The organism is Pseudomonas sp. TS_SC_3 (assembly GCF_056156225.1).
The window spans coordinates 1,205,303-1,226,176 of sequence record NZ_CM149586.1 but is presented as its reverse complement, the minus strand read 5'-3'; the positions used below and the strand labels follow the sequence as shown (position 1 = coordinate 1,226,176).

The 20,874-nt window shown below is 59.0% G+C and carries 13 protein-coding genes and 1 pseudogene; 7 read left to right on the top strand and 7 right to left on the bottom strand.

What is annotated here, in order from left to right:
• The first annotated feature begins 196 nt into the window (after nt 1-196).
• On the top strand, nt 197-1,546 hold the full coding sequence (gene pabB / locus AC0J6G_RS06030) for an aminodeoxychorismate synthase component I (protein ID WP_475252193.1): 1,350 nt from the start codon (nt 197-199) through the stop codon (nt 1,544-1,546).
• A gap of 161 nt (nt 1,547-1,707) precedes the next feature.
• Here pabB and AC0J6G_RS06025 read toward each other — a convergent pair whose 3' ends face one another.
• From AC0J6G_RS06025 to AC0J6G_RS06015, 3 genes are all read right to left on the bottom strand, one after another.
• A complete protein-coding gene (locus AC0J6G_RS06025; RefSeq protein ID WP_475252191.1) occupies nt 1,708-2,661 on the bottom strand; it encodes a L,D-transpeptidase family protein in 954 nt (317 codons plus the stop codon).
• 75 nt (nt 2,662-2,736) lie between these two features.
• A complete protein-coding gene (locus tag AC0J6G_RS06020) occupies nt 2,737-3,018 on the bottom strand; it encodes a hypothetical protein (protein WP_475252189.1) in 282 nt (93 codons plus the stop codon).
• Nucleotides 3,019-3,076: 58 nt separating this feature from the next.
• A complete protein-coding gene (locus AC0J6G_RS06015) occupies nt 3,077-3,682 on the bottom strand; it encodes an arylesterase (protein ID WP_475252187.1) in 606 nt (201 codons plus the stop codon).
• Nucleotides 3,683-3,692: 10 nt separating this feature from the next.
• On the opposite strand from AC0J6G_RS06015, the gene AC0J6G_RS06010 reads away from it, so the two are divergent.
• The 4 genes from AC0J6G_RS06010 (at nt 3,693) to mnmC (ending at nt 9,453) form a co-directional block, all read left to right on the top strand.
• Nucleotides 3,693-4,376: an ABC transporter ATP-binding protein gene (locus tag AC0J6G_RS06010; protein ID WP_475252185.1), complete on the top strand. Its 684-nt coding sequence runs from the start codon at nt 3,693-3,695 to the stop codon at nt 4,374-4,376.
• Entirely contained in the window at nt 4,376-6,874 is a 2,499-nt protein-coding gene (locus AC0J6G_RS06005) for an ABC transporter permease (RefSeq protein ID WP_475252183.1), read from the top strand. Before AC0J6G_RS06010 ends, AC0J6G_RS06005 begins: the two co-directional genes overlap by 1 nt.
• 90 nt (nt 6,875-6,964) lie before the next feature.
• Nucleotides 6,965-7,462 (top strand): transcription elongation factor GreB, encoded by a 498-nt coding sequence (gene greB, locus AC0J6G_RS06000; RefSeq protein ID WP_475252181.1) that lies wholly within the window; start codon nt 6,965-6,967, stop codon nt 7,460-7,462.
• An 11-nt stretch (nt 7,463-7,473) separates the two neighbouring features.
• Entirely contained in the window at nt 7,474-9,453 is a 1,980-nt protein-coding gene (mnmC, locus tag AC0J6G_RS05995; RefSeq protein WP_475252179.1) for a bifunctional tRNA (5-methylaminomethyl-2-thiouridine)(34)-methyltransferase MnmC2/FAD-dependent 5-carboxymethylaminomethyl-2-thiouridine(34) oxidoreductase MnmC1, read from the top strand.
• A gap of 57 nt (nt 9,454-9,510) precedes the next feature.
• On the opposite strand, the gene rlmKL is transcribed toward mnmC, so the two are convergent.
• A complete protein-coding gene (rlmKL, locus tag AC0J6G_RS05990) occupies nt 9,511-11,784 on the bottom strand; it encodes a bifunctional 23S rRNA (guanine(2069)-N(7))-methyltransferase RlmK/23S rRNA (guanine(2445)-N(2))-methyltransferase RlmL (protein WP_475252177.1) in 2,274 nt (757 codons plus the stop codon).
• Between the two features lie 424 nt (nt 11,785-12,208).
• Between rlmKL and rmf the strand changes: the two genes are divergently transcribed.
• The gene (gene rmf, locus AC0J6G_RS05985) at nt 12,209-12,424 is read left to right on the top strand and encodes a ribosome modulation factor (RefSeq protein ID WP_090255928.1); all 216 of its coding nucleotides are present in this window, start codon (nt 12,209-12,211) and stop codon (nt 12,422-12,424) included.
• A 236-nt stretch (nt 12,425-12,660) separates the two neighbouring features.
• On the opposite strand, the gene AC0J6G_RS05980 is transcribed toward rmf, so the two are convergent.
• Complete coding sequence (locus tag AC0J6G_RS05980) at nt 12,661-13,689, bottom strand: quinone-dependent dihydroorotate dehydrogenase (RefSeq protein ID WP_475252174.1); 1,029 nt, start codon at nt 13,687-13,689, stop codon at nt 12,661-12,663.
• An 80-nt stretch (nt 13,690-13,769) separates the two neighbouring features.
• Nucleotides 13,770-13,991, bottom strand: coding sequence for a DUF2835 domain-containing protein (locus AC0J6G_RS05975; protein WP_475252172.1), 222 nt, complete (start codon nt 13,989-13,991; stop codon nt 13,770-13,772).
• A 150-nt stretch (nt 13,992-14,141) separates the two neighbouring features.
• Between AC0J6G_RS05975 and AC0J6G_RS05970 the strand changes: the two genes are divergently transcribed.
• A complete protein-coding gene (locus AC0J6G_RS05970; protein WP_475252170.1) occupies nt 14,142-15,014 on the top strand; it encodes a DUF6685 family protein in 873 nt (290 codons plus the stop codon).
• Between the two features lie 133 nt (nt 15,015-15,147).
• Here the strand turns inward: AC0J6G_RS05970 and AC0J6G_RS05965 are convergent.
• Nucleotides 15,148-20,766: pseudogene (locus tag AC0J6G_RS05965) on the bottom strand (retention module-containing protein); the annotation flags it as partial.
• Nucleotides 20,767-20,874: the final 108 nt, after the last annotated feature.

Here is a 20,874-nt window from a genome sequence, read left to right as displayed (position 1 = left end):
TTTGAATGCCCTCAATCTCAAACTCATCCCGCCCAAGCATCGCCAGCGCAGCCACAGTGTTTTGCTGCAAGGTGTAGCGGCCACCCTTCAGCAACCCTCACCGTTAAACCCGAGCCGCGCTAAACACTAAGGGCAGCGCTAGGATGAACGCGGGCGACGTTTTACAATCGGCCTCCGCACACCTCGAATGTGTCATATGCCTACTTGCCTTGTACTGCCACTGCCTTATCACGCAGACCCTTCTTACTATTTCAACAGCATCCAGCAGGCCCCTGGCGCAGTGATGCTGGATGCCGGACGACCGAGCGCACAGCGCGGACGGTACGACCTCATCAGCGCCTGGCCGCTAACTGAATTGGAGCCAACACCTGACGAAACGGTCAACGCATTTCTGCAGCGCCTACGTCAAAACCTCACCGCCCTGGGTGAAGCCGAAGCCCCCGCCAACAATCCACTGCCGTTCGTGGGCGGGCTGATTGGCTACTTAAGCTATGACTTCGGCCGCAGGCTGGAGCATCTACCCGGCCAAGCTGTCGATGACCTCGATCTGGCGGATGCACGCTTTGGTGTTTACGCCTGGGCGCTGATTACCGATCACCAGCATCAGCGCAGCCAGCTGGTATTTCACCCAAGCCTGCCCATGGAAGAGCGCCAACGCCTGGGCGCCCTATTCACGCGACCAACAGCGCAGGCACTGCAACCTTTCAAGCTGCTGCAGCGCTTCCAGCATGACATTACTCAAGAGCAGTACTTAGAGCGCTTTGCGCGTATTCAGGCGTATATCCAGGCCGGCGACTGCTATCAGGTGAACTTTACCCAACGTTTTCGCACGAGCTACCAGGGCTCACCCTGGACCGCCTACCAGGCACTGCGTGCAGCCTGCCCGACCCCCTTCTCGGGTTATCAGGCACTGCCGTGCGGCGGCGCGATCATCAGCCTGTCACCGGAGCGCTTCATGCGCATCAGTGAAGGCCAGGTTGAAACCCGACCGATCAAAGGCACGCGCCCTCGCCACATCGATCCGCAGCAGGATCAAGCCGAAGCTAATGCCTTGCTCGACAGCCGCAAAGACCGCGCAGAGAACGTGATGATTGTCGATCTGCTGCGCAATGACTTGGGCCGCAGCTGTAAGGTCGGCTCCGTGCGAGTACCGGAGCTTTTTGCCCTGGAAAGCTATCCCAACGTCCACCACCTGGTCAGCGCCGTAACAGGCGAGTTGGCAGCCGACAAAGATGCCCTGGACCTGATCGCCGGGAGTTTCCCTGGTGGATCGATTACTGGCGCACCGAAGATCCGCGCCATGCAAATCATCGATGAACTGGAGCCGACCCGCCGTGCGCTGTATTGCGGCTCACTGCTGTATCTGGATGTGCGCGGCGAAATGGACAGCTCCATCGCGATCCGCAGCCTGCTAGCCAAGGACGGGCAAATCAGCTGCTGGGGCGGCGGCGGCATCGTGGCCGACTCCAACGGCCCGGCCGAGTACGAGGAATCGATTACCAAAGTCAGAGTGCTGCTTCAGACCCTGGAGCAGTTCTGCGACTGAATGCAGTTGAGCGAACTGCCTTCCCGAATCGACACCCGATCGTGCCCTGCCCCGCAAAACCAAAACACCCTGCGAAGAGCTTGCCCTCGCAGGGTGTCTGAATCACCACCTAAGCAGCCCACAGGCGGTTGCACCTGACGAACTGTTTCAGCTCAACATCGTTAAATGGCTGGCACTCCAGCCGCCACAGCCTGGCCAGGCTGTGCAATTTCCACCGGTAGACCGTCTTCAGCCGCGACGACTTCACGCAACATTTCCCAATCCAAACGCAGGTCAGCGAATTCGTCGCTGTTCAACAGGGTATTGATCACGGCGGTGTGCTTATCGACCACCGAGGCTTCTCCGCTGTCGTTCAGCGGTGCGTGCGCCTCAAGGTAAACCTTACCGCCGCTACGGCCAAACTTGTACGGCTCGTTGATGATGCGCACCGGCGTGCCAACGGCGACCATTGATGCCAGTTTCAGCACGTTGTGGTTAAGCATACGAAAGCAACCATGGCTCACGCGCATACCAATACCGAACTTCTTATTCGAGCCGTGAATCAGGTAACCCGGTACCGAAAGCCCCAACTTGTAAGGGCCCAGCGGGTTATCGGGGCCTGGCGGCACATACGCCGGCAACGGATCACCGTCGGCAGCATGCTCATCACGAATTGATTGCGGCGGAGTCCAACCCGGGTTCGGCGTCTTGGCCGTGATGCGCGCGTTGGCCACCGGCGAGCTCCAACCTTCACGGCCAATACCCAGCGGGTAGGTGTAAACCACGTTAGCGTTTTTGGGGTAGTAGTACAGACGGTACTCGGCGAGGTTAATCACAACGCCCTCGCGCGGGCCAGGCGGCAGTATGTAGCGCGTCGGCAGGACAATCTCGTTGCCTTCACCGGGCAACCAAGGGTCAACACCGGGGTTGGCCGCGACCATTTCCAAGTAGCCCAAATCATTGGCCACACCCAGATCGGCAAAGGTGTCTTCGTATTTGGCCTTGATCACCTGCACTTCGCCCACAACATCTTCACCTGGCGGCGGCAAAGGAAACTCAAGCGCATGGGCAGACGCTACCGCAAAAACAGCGGCAAGTGGCAGGCAGCGGGTGACGGCAAAAGCACGCGACAACATCCGGGAATTCCTGACGAAAATAGTTGGTAAGAGTGAATGGCGAGTGTACACCGATTGATCAATCGCCGGGATAGCTCAACAGCCCAGCAATGCCGGACGATCACCACGTTTCTGCGCATCAAGCCTCGCCCGGCAAGCTGGGCACAAGCGTTTATCGCGCAGCATGGTTTTGTTCAGATCACGCCATAACGGCTGCGCCGGCAGCAAACCGCCGCACAACGTGCGGTCGGCGAATTCGCCCAACTCAAGCTGACGCGCGAGCAGGTGCACGCGCACTTCTCGGCAGGCGAACAAGTCGAGCTGCTCGTCAGGTTCGATCAGTTGGTAGGCATGCAAAGACCAGGCAGGACGCGGCATTGAGGGCTCCAGTGCGGGGGCGCCACATTAGCCGAAAGGCACCGTACAGAAAAGCCTCTCAGAGCAAAGGTTTTAGCCGCGGCCACACATTGTCCAACAGCTTGGGCTGCGCCTCAGCATTAGGGTGAATCCCATCGCTTTGCATCATAGAAGGCACGCCACCCACGCCCTCCAGCACGAACGACACCAAGGCGGTGTCGAACTCTTGCGCCACCTTGGGGAACACCTCAGCAAACGCTGTGGTGTAACGCACCCCGTAATTAGGCGGTAGCTGCATGCCAAGGATCAGCACCTTGGCACCTTTTTGCTGCGAGGCTTGCACCATGGCCGCAAGGTTTTGTTGCAATTGCGCAGGGGGCTGACCACGTAGGCCATCGTTGCCTCCCAGCTCGATAATCACCAGCTCCGGCTGATGCTCTGCAAGTAGCGCAGGCAGCCGTGCGGCGCCGCCTGCGCTGGTATCACCACTGATCGAAGCATTGACCACCTGATGGTCAAACCCCTCTTGCGCCAAGCGTTTTTCTAGCAAGGCGACCCAACCCTGTTGGGTATCCAGGCCAAAAGCTGCGCTGATACTATCGCCCACGACCAGTACGGTACCCGCGAACGCCGCAGGCCCCCACAGCAGCAGGCTCAGGGCAGTACCGATAAACCACTTACGCATTGGATTCTCCATGAGCTCAAGTATTCTCACCGCGCGAAACCTTAGCAAAGTGGTCCCCAGCACGGAAGGCGAGCTAACCATACTCCATGATCTGTCACTGGAGCTGGTATCCGGTGACAGCCTGGCGATTGTCGGCAGCTCCGGCTCGGGCAAATCCACCTTGCTCGGCTTGCTCGCCGGGCTCGACCTACCCAGTAGCGGCAGCGTGGTACTGGCCGGCAACGACCTGGCCAGCCTCGATGAAGATCAGCGCGCGCGCGTTCGCGCTGAACACGTCGGCTTTGTCTTTCAGTCCTTCCAGCTGCTCGACAGCTTGAATGCCCTGGAAAACGTCATGCTGCCACTGGAGCTTGAAGGCCGTACCGATGCCCGCCACCGCGCCCGCACCCTGCTCGACCGTGTCGGCCTGGGTCAACGCCTGACCCATTACCCACGCCAGCTATCAGGCGGTGAACAGCAACGCGTGGCCATCGCCCGCGCATTTGCCGCCGAGCCTGCGGTGCTGTTTGCCGACGAGCCCACCGGCAACCTCGACAGCCACACCGGCGAGCGCATCAGCGACCTGCTGTTCGAACTGAACAAGGAACGCGGCGCGACCCTGGTACTGGTCACCCATGACGAGCGCTTGGCTCATCGCTGCCAACGCCTGATCCGTCTGGAAGGCGGCCATCTGGTCGACCACGTGGAACCCTGATGAATCATCTGCCGTTTACCCGCCTGCTTTCCCTCGCCAGCCGTCAGTTACTGCGCGACGCCCGTGCCGGCGAACTGCGTGTGCTGTTTTTCGCCCTGCTGATCGCGGTCGCCGCCAGCACGGCCATCGGCTATTTCAGCGCGCGCCTGAACGACGGCATGCTGCTGCGCGCCACCGAATTTCTCGCTGCTGACTTGCGCCTGACGGGCAGCTCGCCCAGCGCCCCTGAGCAGATCAGCAGTGGCAAGCAGCTGGGGCTGGAGCATGCCCAGCTGGTGGAGTTTTCCAGCGTGGTCGCCAGCGACGCGGGTATCCAGCTGGCCAGCATCAAAGCAGCGGATAGCGCTTATCCTCTGCGTGGTGAACTGAAGAGTGCCGCCGCGCTGTATGACGTCGAACAAGCCGGCGCTGGCCCACAGCCCGGCGAAGCCTGGGCAGAAGCCCGCCTGTTTGTCGCCCTCGACCTCAAACCCCGCGACAGCGTCGAGGTCGGCGCGAAAACCCTGCGCCTGACCCGCGTGCTGACCTTTCTGCCCGACGAAGCCGGCGACTTCTACAGCCTGACCCCGCACCTGCTGATGCACCTGGATGACCTGGCCGCCACTGGCGTGGTGCAGCCGGGCAGCCGCGTGCGCTATCAGGAACTGTGGCGCGGTGAGGCTGATGCATTGGCGCAGTATCGCCAGGGCATCACCCTTGCACCCAACCAGCGCCTGGAAGATGCCAAAGATGGCAATCGCCAGGTTGGCAGCGCCCTGGGCCGCGCCGAACGTTATCTGAACCTTGCCAGCCTGGCCGCCGTACTGCTGGCCGGGGTTGCAGTGGCCTTGTCGGCGGCACGCTTTGCCGCCAGACGTTTCGATGCCAGCGCACTGCTGCGCTGCCTGGGCCTGTCACGTAACCAGGCGCTCGGTCTGTTCAGCCTGCAGCTGGCGCTACTGGGCATCACCGCCAGCCTGATCGGCGCATTGCTGGGCTGGCTGGCTCAGCTGGCGCTGTTCAACCTGCTGCAGGACCTGCTCCCAGCGCAAATCCCACCCGGCGGCCTGTGGCCCGCGCTAGCCGGTATGGCTACAGGACTGGTCGCCCTCGCCGGCTTCGCCTTGCCGCCACTGGCCGCACTCGGCCGTGTGCCGCCGTTGCGAGTCCTGCGCCGCGATCTGCTGCCTGTGCCGGCCAGCTCCTGGCTAGTGTACGGCGCAGCTTTGTTAGCGCTGGGCCTGATCATGTGGCGCTTGAGCCTCGACCTGCAGCTGACCTTCGCCCTGCTCGGCGGCGGCCTTGTAACCGCGCTGTTGCTGGGCGGATTACTGCTGCTCGGCCTGCAGAGCCTGCGCCGCATGCTGGCCGGTGCTTCGCTGCCCTGGCGGTTGGGCCTGGGCCAATTGCTGCGCCACCCACTCGCGGCAGCCGGGCAATCGCTGGCTTTCGGCCTGATCATTCTGGCCATGGCGCTGATCGCCTTGCTGCGTGGCGAGCTGCTCGACACCTGGCAGGATCAGTTACCCGAAAATGCGCCAAACCACTTCGCCCTGAATATCCTGCCGGCAGACAAGGACGCCTTCGCCGCTCGTCTTAATGAACTATCACCGCACCCCGCGCCATTGTTCCCCGTGGTGCCAGGCCGACTGGTGATGATCAATGGCGAGCCGGTACGGCAGATCGTCAGCAAGGAATCCCAAGGTGAGCGGGCGATTCGTCGTGACCTAAGCCTGACCTGGGCTGCCGATTTGCCGGCAGACAACAAACTCATCGCCGGAAACTGGTGGACAGATGCCAATACCAGCGAATTGCCGGGCGTATCGGTGGAATCCGAGCTGGCCGAAAGCCTGCAATTGAAGCTGGGCGACCGCCTGAGCTTCAGTGTTGGCGGCCTTAACCGCGATGCGGTGGTCAGTAGCCTGCGTGAAGTTGACTGGAATAACTTTCAACCCAACTTCTACATGATCTTCCAGCCTGGCACCCTGCAGGATCTGCCGGTCACCTACCTGACCAGCTTCTACCTACCGCCGCAGTACGAGAAACAACTGGTCGACCTGTCGCGCGCTTTCCCAGCTGTGACCTTGCTGCAGGTCGAGGCGCTGCTGGAACAACTGCGCAGCATCCTCGCCCAGGTCACTTTGGCCATCGAGTTCGTCCTACTGTTCGTGCTGGCGGCCGGCCTTGCCGTGCTGTTCGCGGGCCTGCAAGCGACCCTGGATGAACGCATCCGCCAGGGCGCTCTATTGCGCGCGCTGGGCGCGGAACGCAAGCTGCTGATCAAGGCACGCCGCGCCGAATTCGGCCTGCTCGGCGCCTCCAGCGGGCTGTTGGCAGCCTTTGGTTGTGAGCTGATCAGCTTCCTGCTCTATCGCTTTGCCTTCGACCTCGCCTGGCAGCCGCACCCCTGGCTGCTGTTGCTGCCATTGATCGGTGCGCTGCTGGTAGGTACGGCAGGCGTGCTCGGTACTCGTCGGGCGCTCAACATCAGCCCGCTGACGGTGCTGCGCGAGGGCTGATAAACTCGCGCACTACTTTTCTCAGCCGCCTGAACGCCTGTTTTTAACGCAACAGGGCTCTGACGCGCAGCAGACGTTGCATAGGTTCTTATGAGTCGCTACCGCCCACCCCGCTCCGCCGGCACTGCTCTCATCACGCCTGAGGGCGAGGCCCGCATGCGCGCCGAGCTGCACGAGCTCTGGCATGTACGCCGCCCCCAAGTCACCCAATCGGTCAGCGAAGCTGCCGCGCAAGGGGATCGCTCGGAGAACGCCGAATACACCTACGGCAAGAAGATGCTGCGCGAAATCGACAGCCGCGTACGTTTCCTAACCAAACGCTTAGAAAACCTCAAGGTCGTCAGCGCCCGGCCCAGTGATCCGGATAAAGTCTACTTCGGCGCCTGGGTCACCCTGGAGGATGAGGACGGCAACGAGTCGCGCTACCGTATCATCGGCCCGGACGAGCTGGACCTGAAAAACAACCTAATCAGCATCGACTCCCCCCTGGCCCGCGCCCTGATCGGCAAAAGCCTCGACGCCGAAGTGCGGGTGCAAACCCCAACCGGCGAGAAGACTTGGTACATCGTTGCCATCGACTACCCGTGACCGAGCCGCACATGCCCTCCACACCTGATACCGCAACCCAGCAAGCCCGCCTTGAGTGGGATGAGCAGGGCCAACCGCTGTCCAGCCTATTTGCCGACGTGTATTTCTCTAACGAAAACGCGCTGGCCGAAACCCGTTATGTGTTTCTCGCCAACAACCAATTACCAGAACGCTTCGCCGCGCTGACGGCCGATCAGCACTTGGTCATTGGCGAAACCGGCTTCGGTACCGGGCTGAATTTCCTCTGTACCTGGCAGCTGTTTGATGAGCACGCTATGGCGGGCGCACGCCTGCACTTTGTCAGCGTGGAAAAATACCCGTTAAACAAAACCGACCTGCACCGTGCGCTGGCGCTGTGGCCAGAACTTACGCCTTACGCCGAGCAGTTGCTGGCGCAATATGTGGCGTTGCACCCTGGCTTGCAGCGCCTGGTTTTTGCGGGCGGGCGTATAACCCTGACTCTGTTGATTGGCGATGCGCTGGAGCTATTCGAGCAACTGGATGCCAAGGTAGACGCCTGGTTCCTCGACGGCTTTGCGCCTGCGAAAAATCCGGATATGTGGACGCCAGAACTGTTTGCTGAGCTGGCCAGACTGTCCCACGCCAGCACCACTCTGGGCACCTTTACCAGCACCGGTTATGTGCGCCGCCGGCTGAACGATGCCGGCTTCAAAATGAAGCGCGTACCGGGCCTGGGAAAAAAATGGGAAGTGCTCAAGGGCAGCTTTATTGGAGAGCCGACAGCGGCAGAAAAACCCTGGTTTGCCCGCCCGCCGCAGCCGGTTGGCGCACGCACTGCATTGGTGATCGGCGCAGGGCTGGCCGGTTGTGCCACTGCCGCCAGCCTGGCCCAGCGCGGCTGGCAGGTCACCTTGTTAGAACGGCATGCCGCCATCGCCCAGGAAGCCTCAGGCAACCCACAAGGCGTACTTTATCTCAAGCTTTCGGCCCATCACACCACGCTGTCACGCCTGATCGTCAGCGGCTATGGCCATACCCGCCGGCTACTGGAGCGCCTGCATAAAGGCACAGACTGGGATAACTGCGGCGTGCTGCAACTGGCCTTCGACGCCAAAGAAGTGCAGCGCCAAATGCAGCTGGCGGCGGCTTTTCCGGCCGACCTGCTGACGAACCTGGACCGCAGCGCCGCCGAAACCAAAGCCGGCATCACCCTGCCCGCCGGTGGCCTGTTCTATCCAGAAGCCGGTTGGGCGCACCCGCCAGCACTGTGTGCGCTGCTTAGCCAGCAGCCGGCAATCCAGCTGCAACTGCATCAGGAGGCGCTGGAACTGCGCCGTAACGGTGATAGCTGGCAGGCATGGAATGGCGATCAGCTGCTGGCCAGTGTCAGCGTGGTGGTACTGGCCAGCGCCGCCGAGATCAAGGGTTTCAGTCAGAGTGCAGGCCTGCCGCTGAAACGCATCCGCGGGCAGATCAGCCGCTTACCGGCCACGGCGGCCAGCCGCGCATTAAGCACCGTGGTGTGCGCCGAAGGTTATGTCGCGCCAGTACGTCAGGATGAACATACTCTGGGGGCGAGTTTTGATTTCAACAGTGACGATCTGACGCTCAGCAGCGCCGATCATGCGAGTAACCTGCAGCTATTGGCAGAAATTTCGCCCGCGCTTTCCCACGCGCTAAATACTGAAGCTCTCAACCCCGAACAACTGCAAGGCCGCGCCGCGTTTCGCTGTACCAGCCCGGACTACCTGCCAATTGTCGGCCCACTGGCCGACACAGCTGCTTTCGCCGAGGCTTATGCGGTGCTGAGCAAGGATGCTCGCCAAGTGCCGAATACGCCCTGCCCCTGGCTCGACGGCTTGTATATCAACAGCGGGCATGGCTCACGCGGGTTGATCACCGCGCCACTGTCGGGCGAGCTGATCGCCGCCTGGCTCAACGATGAACCCTTGCCAGTGCCCGCCGATGTGGCGCAGGCCTGCCATCCGAATCGCTTCGCCTTGCGTGATCTGATCCGCAATAAGTTCTGATCCAGGATCGAGGCGGACAAGGCTTCGCCATGTCCGCCCTACATGCGTGCGCAAGCATCAGCCGCGCAGGCTAAAACGCCAGGCGCGGTGGATTTTCGGGTTGCGGGCAAAATCAGGGTCGAGGGTCGATGCGCTGATGTCTTCAACCTGATAACGCGCCGCCAGGCTCGCATCGAGCTCAAACTTGCGGAAGTTGTTGGAGAAATACAGCACGCCGTCCTTGGTCAGACGGGCCATGGCCAGGTCGAGCATCTGCACATGGTCACGCTGGATATCGAAGATGCCTTCCATGCGCTTGGAGTTGGAGAAGGTCGGCGGATCGATAAAGATCAGCTCGTATTCGCCACGGTCTTCGGCCAGCCAGGCCATCACATCGCCCTGTTCCAGCTTGTTCTTGTCCGAGTAGCCATTGAGCGACAGGTTGCGCCGCGCCCAATCCAAATAGGTTTTCGACAGGTCAACGCTGGTGGTGGTACGCGCACCGCCTTTGGCCGCATGCACAGTCGCGGTGGCGGTGTAGCAGAACAGGTTGAGGAAGCGCTTACCAGCAGCCTCTTTTTGAATCCGCAGGCGCAGCGGGCGGTGATCGAGGAACAGGCCGGTATCCAGGTAATCGGTGAGGTTGACCAGTAGCTTTACCCCGCCCTCGCTGACTTCCAGAAACTGGCCTTGGGTGGCCTGGCGCTGGTACTGCTTGGTGCCGCTCTGGCGCTCACGGCGCTTGATCACCACCTTGTTCTTGTCGACGCCCAACGCTTGCGGAATCGCGGCGATGGCATCGAACATGCGCGCTTTGGCTTTCTCAGGGTCAATCGACTTGGGCGCGGCATATTCCTGCACATGCACCCAATCGCCATACAAATCCACCGCCATGGAATATTCCGGCATATCGGCATCGTACAAGCGATAGCACTCAACGCCTTCCTTACGCGCCCACTTACCCAGCTGCTTGAGGTTCTTTTGCAAGCGGTTGGCAAGCATCTGCCCACCTTCGCTCAGGCGCGCCTGCTCAACCACTGGAGCCGGTGCCGGCGCGGGTTTGATCGGGTTACCGTTTTTGTTGTACTGACGCTCGATTGGCTCCAGCGGTGCCTTGTCGGCTTCAGCCTGTTCACGCTCACGTTCACGCTGCTCAGGCGTGCGGCGCTCGCCGGTTACAAACTGCTCGGGCTGCACCTTGATCAGTAGCAATTTGCACGGCAACGCACCGTTCCAGAAGGCGTATTGCTTGTGGCTGCGAATACCCATGCGCTTGCCCAGGTCCGGCGCGCCGGTAAACACCGCCGCTTCCCAGCCCATGCAAGCCTGACGCAGACGCTCGCCGAGGTTCTGGTAGAGGTACAGCAGGCTGGCTTCATCACCCAGGCGCTCACCGTAGGGTGGGTTGCAGATCACCAAGCCTTTCTGGTTTTGATCCGGGCGCGGCTCGAAGGTCGCCACCTCGCCCTGATAGACCTTGACCCAATCGCTCATGCCTGCGCGTTCGATGTTGTTGCGCGCCGGCTGAATCAGCCGTGGGTCGGCCTCGTAGCCGCGAATCCACAACGGTGGTTTAGCCATACCTGCGGCTGCGCGCTCTTCGGCCTCGGCATGCACTTTCTTCCACAAAGCCGGCACGTGGCCCAGCCATTTGCTGAAGCCCCATTGCTCACGGGTCATGTTTGGCGCGATATCGGCGGCGATCATCGCCGCTTCAACGAGGAAGGTGCCGACACCACACATCGGGTCAGCCAGCGCGCCGCCTTCAGCCGCAATACGCGGCCAACCGGCACGAATCAACACGGCAGCGGCGAGGTTTTCCTTGAGCGGTGCAGCACCTTGCTGCAGGCGATAACCGCGCTGGTGCAAGCTGTGGCCGGACAGGTCGAGGGAGAGAATGGCCTCACCGCGGTCCAGGCGCAGGTGAATGCGCAGGTCCGGGTTGAGCTTGTCTACTGAGGGCCGCGTACCGTCTTTCAGGCGCAGCTTATCGACGATGCCATCCTTGACCTTCAACGCACCGAAATGGGTGTTATCGATGCCCGAGCCATTACCGCTGAACTCCACGGCCAAGCTGCCGGTGGATTCTAGGTGCTCGAACCAGTCGACCTCCAACACACCCTCGTAGAGGCTCTGGGCGTCTTGCACGTTGTAGCGTTTGATCACCAACAGCACACGGTTGGCCAAGCGCGACCACAAGCACAACCGATAGGCAGTTTCCATGTCAGCCATGCCACGAATGGCCGAGGTGTGTTCACGCGCCTCTTCTAAACCAAGCGCGCTGGCTTCTTCAAGCAGCAGGCCTTCAAGGCCCTTGGGGCAAGTAAGGAAGAGTTCGTAACGATCCGACATGAGAATTTCCAGTGCCTAAGGCAAAAAGCGCCGCGCCAATTAATCAGCGCAGCCAAAATAAGTGACAAAGCGCCCAAAGCGACCCTTCGTCGGAATAAACAACAGTCTCAATCGCAATCCATTCGCGATAGCACAACACCAGCACACCCTGTGCATACGCCCACAGCATAGGCGTTACAGCAAAAAAGCCGAGCGTTTAACGCAGCTCTTATTGCATGCACCTCAAAAATGTTACGGCCTTATGACGAAATGATCATTCACAGGCACTCGCGCATTGGTTAGAAATCATCCCAGGCCAGCACTGCAACGGTGATGGCAAGGAGGCTCGCGACGCCGGCAGCGAACTCCGTAGGCAGAACTTTCTCTGCCTGACCTTGCGACAAGGTCTAAAGGATATAACAGTCAACATTGAGGGCTTCACCCTATGAGAAGACTTAAGCGTGATCCATTAGAAAGAGCTTTTTTGCGCGGTTATCAGTACGGCATTAGTGGTAAATCCCGCGAACTCTGCCCCTTCACCCTCCCCTCTGTGCGCCAAGCCTGGTTGAACGGCTGGCGCGAAGGCCGAGGTGACAACTGGGACGGCATGACCGGCACCGCCGGCATCCATCGACTCAACGAACTTCACGCTGTCGGCTGATAAAGGAACCTACCGACTCACCAAGCACGCTCCATCCGAGCGGCGGGCGCGAGCCCAGGGGCTCCTTTAGGGAGCCCTTTTTATTGCCTGCCATCCATGGCGGCAACACTCCGGGCCGTCGCTACGCGACGTTAAAAATTCCTCCCGGTAATTTTTTATTGCCTAACATCCATCGCGGCTACCCTCAAGGCCATCGCTACGTGACGTTAAAAATGGCTCCCGGCCTTTTTTATTGCCTACGATTTGCTCGGTAGTGCCGCAATCGCATCAACCGCTTCGCGGATCAATGCAGGGCCCTTGTAGATAAAACCGGAGTAAATCTGTACCAGGCTGGCACCGGCGGCGATCTTCTCAGCCGCATGCTTACCTTCAGTAATGCCGCCCACTGCGATAATCGGCAGACGGCCTTTCAACTCGCTGGCCAACACCTGAACGATATGTGTGCTCTTCTCACGCACTGGCGCGCCGGACAATCCGCCTGCTTCATCCGCACACTCCAAGCCATGCACACCCTCGCGACCCAGCGTGGTGTTGGTCGCGATCACCGCATCCATACCCGCTTCAACCAGCGCATTGGCCACTTCGATGGTTTCTTCATCGCTCATATCCGGCGCGATCTTGATCGCCAGCGGCACACGTTTCCCGTACTGCGCGGCCAGATCTTCCCGACGCTTACGCAAGGCTTCGAGCAGTTGCTTGAGCGAGTCGCCGAACTGCAGGCTGCGCAGCCCCGGCGTATTCGGCGAGCTGACGTTAACGGTGACGTAGCTGGCATGTTGATAGACCTTGTCCAGACACAGCAGGTAGTCATCCACGGCGTTTTCGACTGGGGTATCGAAGTTCTTGCCAATATTGATGCCTAGCACGCCCTTGTATTTGGCTGCCTGCACTCGTGCCAGCAGGTGATCGACGCCGTGGTTATTGAAGCCCATGCGATTAATGATCGCCTCGGCCTCAGGCAAGCGGAACAGACGCGGCTTGGGGTTGCCTGGCTGTGGGCGTGGCGTCACGGTGCCGATTTCCACAAAACCGAAGCCCAACTGAGCGAAACCATCGATGGCGTCGCCGTTCTTATCCAAGCCAGCAGCCAAACCGACAGGGTTGGGAAACTCCAGCCCCATCACCTTGACCGGCAGCGCGGCCGGGCTCTTGGTCAGTAAACCGTTAAGCCCCAGACGACCGCCAGCACCGATCAAGTCGATGGACAGTTCATGGGAGGCTTCAGGGGAAAGTTTGAACAGCAGCTCGCGGGCCAGGGTATACATGGGCAGGCTTAGCTCGATAAAGTTACAAAGGCCGCGATTATAGCCGGCTGCGCACCTGATAGGCGAGGCGCACAGTGCTATCAGCCCAAGCGGCGCAGGCTAAGCAACTCACCGGTTGCGCTGAACTCCAGCTCAAAGCAACCATAGACGCCGTTGTGGGTCAGGAATGACCGAAAATGATGAGCCGGCACACTGACATTCCGCCCATCACGGCTTTTCACCAATATACGATTAGCACGTCCTTGGTAGACTACCCGTAGGCGCTCGGCCGACAACGCAATATCAAACACCAAACTGGGCATGGAGGAACCTTTGCAACGGATTGCCGTAATCTTGCCATACGTCGCACAGCGGCTAGGCAAAAAACCTGTTGCCGCAACCGATAAAGCTTGTGCAGCGCCCAGTGGGCTCTGCCACACTGGCTGTGGTGATTTTGGAGTTCGTACCTGGCCATGAGTTCGCCTGAGCAGCCTTCCACCTTCGGCTCACGCCTCGGCGCCTTGGCGCAACGGCTAGGCCTAATTGGTCGTAGACAACGCCAGATACTCCAACGCGCTAGCCAACTTCGCCTACCCTTCAGCCCTCTGCAGCAACTGCATGACAGTATCTGCTGGCAAGATGGCCCTCAGCTGCACAGCCTGATAGACCTCCCCCGCAGCGCACTTTCCGGCCCAGTTCAGGAAGACAAGGCGCAAGCCCACGCAATGCTGGTGCGGGTGATCGAAGCGCAAGAGCAACAGCTGACATCCTTCGACCTGCGCATGATCGACGGCTTATCGTCCCGTAATTCTCGGGAGGCGGGCTACACCAGCTTTGAAGCCTTCGCCTCAAGCGAGTACTGCCGTCAGGTACGTATCATCAGTTACAAGGACTTCGTCAAAGCCATCAGCCTAGCACTGCCGCGTTTTCTGGCGGGTGAGCGCATCATCCTGCGTCAAGCCAGCTGGCGTGGCGAGCGGGTATTCTGGGCCGGCGAGCATTATAGTGAGGCCTTCGCCTGCGCCATTGCCTACGCGCGCCGGCGCGAGCTAGAGGTCAACCTGCCGGCCGAACTCAGCCATTATCGTTTGAGTGAGCAAGGTATAAGCAATCTGCAGCGGCACTATCACGTATTGGGCATGCCCAACGCGGCCTGGAACGACCCGGCGTTTATGGCACTCCTGCTAGATAACGGTCTGCCCTATGCGCGCCTATCCCTGCTGGGTTCCCCCGGCTCACCGGAATTCCTCTTGCTACCCAAACATTCCAGCGAAGCCACAGCGCTGGGCGAAGGTCTGCGCCTGGCGGGTGCACCGGATGTGGTGGCATATCTACAACAGCTGTAACCGCGACATAGCCGCCATCCGAATGAGCCCCCAAGACCAGGAAGCCAAGTAAGAAAAAGCCCGCAATCCTTTTAGGATTGCAGGCTTCAGTGTGGCTACCAACCTAACATCACACTACCTGCAAGACGTTATCTCCCAACAGCCCATTGATGACACTGGCTGTATCAGCACCTCCAGAAATGATGCCGCCACCGCCCGGAGTCACACCGTACTCAACAGCGGCATTAAAGCCAGTCAATTCAATGGTTGTGGTTGCAACACCGCCTGCTGTAGGACTAACCGCAATAATGGTGCTGTTATCAACTACCGAGAAGCTAAGGAAATCATCCAGCGATCCTGCGTTGTAGGACTCTCCAATCAGCAACTGGGTGAGATCGAGCTTGTCGCCTTCGCTTAGATTGAAGTCCAGCACCTTGTCGGCACCCGTAGTGTCGCCCGCCAACCAGCGGAAAGTATCCGCCACCGCGCCACCGGAGAGAATGTCGTTACCCAGCCCGCCGATGAGAATGTCGTTACCCGGCCCGCCGATGAGGATGTCATTGCCAGCCTCCCCCCAAAGAACATTGTCCTGACTGTCACCTGTGAGACTATCGGCGTAGTTGGAACCAATCAGATTCTCTATATCGCTCAGAGTGTCACTTCCAGATCCCCCAGTAGCCTGTGCGGTGGCAATTGCCAAGCTGACGGTGACGCCACTGGTTGAATGCAGGTAACTGGCAGTATCGACACCTTCATTGCCATCTATCAGGTTATTGCCAGCCGTGGCTTGAAGTACCTGATCAGAGGCATCGCCAATTAGGCTACCGCTACTGACGATGTCCACGGACAGCTGCTGGCTGCTAGTGAAATCACCATCAGCGTCAATCAGAGTGAAACTGAAGTTCAGGTTGGCGTCGAGCGTACTAGTCTGCGGACTGAGAAGGCCTAAATCCACCACCTTGATCACATCACGATCAGCGGTTCTAGTGGTTGTATTTCCCGCATCGGCCGCGAAGATAATTAAACTCGACAGTACCGACGAACCACCTAGCCCCCCAATATCACGGTTCAGATCGATACCCGAACCATTTACCCCTTCGGTCGAAACCAGCAACTGCGCACCGTAGATCAGGTAATTCTCACCTGCGGCGTTATAGTCGTTGGCCTCGATTATCACTACACCGTCACTTCCATCGGTGAAGGTGATGCCGTAAGGGTTGGCTTCGTTAGAACTATAAATATCATTGGCCCCCACCACCACGACACGCGTGGTGGTCACATTGGTCAGTGGATTGATCAATTTGAGCAGGACGACCATGTCCTCGGTCGAGCCCAGCTGCCCCAGCTTGAGGTACATCACACTGGCCTTAGCATTACCCGCCCCCGGGTTGGGGCTGTCTCCGGGGCTGGTGGTGTAGAAGTCCATATTCAGAACCTCACCCGCCTGCAAAGTATCGCTGGCCACACCATTCTCGTTACCAGAGATACTCACCCATACTTGACTAGCCGTAAACATTTCACCCGCCGTCAGAGTGGCATCACCGCTACTAGTATTCAGATCGACTTTAGGATTACCCCCTACCTCCTCGGCACCGGTAAAACGCACATAGAAATTATCCGCCAGCTTGGAAACCACGATTTCCGGTTGAGATTCGGAGTTTCCGACAATATTGAAGCTCTCCTTGGACTGAGTCTCGCTGGTCTTCAGGAAGCTGTAACCTTCCAGAGGGGTATTCAACTTCAACGTATAAGTACCAGCTGCCTTGTCGAAGGTCAGCGTCCCACCTGCATTACTCAACGCATTAGTGTTCGATATCGGATCCGCATCATATTTGAAGAACACATTGAAGACCGCCTGAGCATCACTCTCCGAAGCCCATGTAACCGAAGAGTTGCTAATGCTGCCGACACCAACTGTTCCCGCCAACAGGATCGACGAGAAATCTGAGTTGCTGAGCGAATAGCTAGCCCGCGTGTCCGCCCCAATCCGGTACTCAAAGATGCCGGTACCGCCAGTGGTGCTGTTGGCGGCATTGACATACATCAAATTGGAGGTACCCAGTATGACCGGCACATCATCCTCGACCTGGACAATGAAGTCGCGAATCAGTGGGACACTGGTCACGCCCTCCTTCGCCACGATGACACTGGAAAGATCCAGATCTTTCAGTTCCTGGTCGTCCCCGCTCGGCGACGCATGGTCGATGGCCCCCAGCAAGCTGAAGGTGTAACTGCCATTGGCCTGCAACACCAGAGTGAAGATGGTTTCCGTGCCCGCCTTGGCTGTCAGGGTATCGGACGTCGGCCCATCGGCCACGCTGTAGGTGATGGTCACACCATCCGCAGTCAGCGCCGGCAAACCGCTGGTGCTGCCCAGACTGAAGGTCACCCCAGCACTATCAGCCACCACCGCAGCCAAACTGCCATCTACCACAGTGACATTCGAGCCCACATCCGGAAGGCCGTTGGGCAAGCCATCTTCGTAGACATTGGCAATGATCGGGCTGGTATCCAGAATGTTGATATTCAGATCAGCACTGGAGGGGTCACCATCGTTGTCAACGATGGTGTAGGTGAAGACCTCCTGGCTATCGATCAGCACATCGTTGGGCGGTGTGTAGCTGTAGGAACCATTGGCATTGACCACCAGGGTGCCGCCGAGCGGCGTGCTGATCGGCCCGGTTGTACCGCCCTGTACCAGGAAGGTCACCACATTGCCAACGATGCTATCGGCCACCGCGACGTAAGCCGACGGATCGGCTGCAACGAAGCTGATCTGGGTCACAGTCAACAGACCATCCGCACCCGCGCTGTCGACGCCATCCACCGCATCAACATCGGTCACCACGTTACCCATGGCCGGTTGCGGCACAGTGGCCTGCAGGGTCGCATCGAGGTCATAGGGGTCATCGATCAGGGTGACGGGATCACCATTATCTTCGACCAGTCCCAGCTGAGCGATCGCTCCTGCGTTACCGCTGACATTGAGACCAACCGCATACACCTCGGCGCCACTGGCATTGATAAAGGATGTCCAGCCCGCCGGGACGTTGCCCACATTGGGCTGCCCATCGGACAGGAAGTACACCCGATGTTCGTAGTCAGGTAAGTTGACCAAATCATTGGTCAACTGGTTCTGCGCCAGCACCAGCGGTGCGTTGTAATTGGTATTGCCGCCGTCGGTGGCCAAATTCTGGATATTGACCTTGGCCACATCCGGATCGGTGGTCTGCGGGATCAGCAGAGCCCCCGTGGCGAAGTCGATCACCGTGATCGCCAGATTCACGCCAAGGTCAGCGTAACTGTCGATCATGCTGGCCAAGGCTGCCTTGGCCAGCTGCAGCCGGTTGGGTGACCCCTGATTATTTGTACCGATCTTGTAGAGCATGCTGCCCGAAGTATCCACCACCAAAATCAGGTTGAACGGTGGCACACCTCCTTCCGTTACGGTGATGGTGTTGTCCTTGGCCACCGGCACGTCGTCCTGCACGTTCACATCGATATTGATGCCACCCGCAACCGGGTCGCCATCACCATCCACTGCCGTCACGGTGAAACCACCGGCCAGTAGATCCATCCAGTTCTCATCATTCCCTATCGGATGGCTCAGGTTGTCCTTCAGGGTGAAGATGTAAGTGCCGTTCTCATTCACCACCAGCTCGTAGACCGCAGTACTGATCGTGTAAGTACCAGCACCTGCGTTGTGTACCGCCGCCGGCTGGCCACTACCACTGACACCCGTCACCTTGCCAAACCCATCCGCACCCCAGGACACGTTGTCCACGATGGTGCCGTTGGTCACCGTGTAGGACAGACCATCGTCTAGCTCGTTATTACCACCGATGCCCGGTACCGACTCTTCTTCCACGTCAATCGAGTCGCCACCCCCCTGGCCCAGTACCGGCACGTCGTCCTGCACGTTCACATCGATATTGATGCCACCCGAAACCGGGTCGCCATCACCATCCACTGCCGTCACGGTGAAACCACCAGCCAGTAGATCCATCCAGTTCTCATCATTCCCTATCGGATGGCTCAGGTTGTCCTTCAGGGTGAAGATGTAAGTGCCGTTCTCATTCACCACCAGCTCGTAGACCGCAGTACTGATCGTGTAAGTACCAGCACCTGCGTTGTGTACCGCCGCCGGCTGGCCACTACCACTGACACCCGTCACCTTGCCAAACCCATCCGCACCCCAGGACACGTTGTCCACGATGGTGCCGTTGGTCACCGTGTAGGACAGACCATCGTCTAGCTCGTTATTACCACCGATGCCCGGTACCGACTCTTCTTCCACGTCAATCGAGTCGCCACCCCCCTGGCCCAGTACCGGCACGTCGTCCTGCACGTTCACATCGATATTGATGCCACCCGAAACCGGGTCGCCATCACCATCCACTGCCGTCACGGTGAAACCACCAGCCAGTAGATCCATCCAGTTCTCATCATTCCCTATCGGATGGCTCAGGTTGTCCTTCAGGGTGAAGATGTAAGTGCCGTTCTCATTCACCACCAGCTCGTAGACCGCAGTACTGATCGTGTAAGTACCAGCACCTGCGTTGTGTACCGCCGCCGGCTGGCCACTACCACTGACACCCGTCACCTTGCCAAACCCATCCGCACCCCAGGACACGTTGTCCACGATGGTGCCGTTGGTCACCGTGTAGGACAGACCATCGCCTAGCTCGTTATTACCACCGATGCCCGGCACCGACTCCTCTTCCACCGTGATGGTTGAAGTGGATGTACCAGCTAGAGGTCCATCGTCATAAACAACAACATCCAAGTTGACCGTTGGTGAGACATCACCATCGTTATCAAAAACTCGGATCGGGAAGCTCTCACCTACTTGGTCATCTGCGCCAGTTGCATTGTCGATACTGTGATCCAAGGTATTGTCGTTGAGGATATAAACCCAGTTGCCCGCAGCATCAAACTGCAAGGTGCCGTACTCCCCGGTGACAGTACCGCCCCCCTGTACATTGACCCATACACCGTCAGCACCCTGAACTTCGATCCGGGAAATTCCATCTGGGGAATTAATGACCAAAGTGCCATAGGTGAACTCAGCATTGCTGCCGGGGGTACTGCCATTTGATAAGGCAGCCTCACTGACCACTCCTGGCCCGGCTATTACACCTGGATCGCCGCCTTCATTACCCTCACCATCATCGGGAGGGCCATCGAAATAAATCACCTCGATTTCAGGAGTAAAGTCAGGCGGAGTCGGCTCATCTGCCGGAGCCTCATCACTCACCACTGGCTCAGGATCTGGAAACTCCGGTCCAGTGTTCAGCCCTTCGGTTGGGAAGCCAATGATTGGATCAAGCGCGCCGCCGGTTTCGCCCAGCAATACAAAAGAATGGCCACCGCCCGCAGCACCTGCACCGCCGGCCGCACCCGCGCCTGGGCCAGCAGCGGTTGCTTCACCAGCAAGAGTTGGGTCGACGCCGGCCTCAATAGCGGCTTGCAACCGTTCAACATCGGTCAAGTCGCCATCACTTGGCTCAGCCGGAGACGTTTCAGCAGTAGGGGCTTGTTGGTTATAACGGCCTGCGAGCATTTGCTCGGTGAGGTTCAGGCTGCTGTCGCGGCCTAAGGTGAGTTGCTGTCCATTGCTCATGGCAACCGCAATAGATCCCGCGGCACCAGTAACGATTTGCTCCCCTGCAAAAACTCGATCGCCTTCGCTGAGTGGCCGACGCGTTCCGTCGCCAGCTACTGCATAGACTTCGCCGATCACTTGGCTGACGACACCGATCAAAGTAGCCATGACTCCATCCTCACTACAGCTGCCGACCAGCGCCGACACGTATGCTCAAAAAGATCGAAATACCCTTCAAGGAGAGAACAAAACCACTGGCTGACAACAGCGACGTAA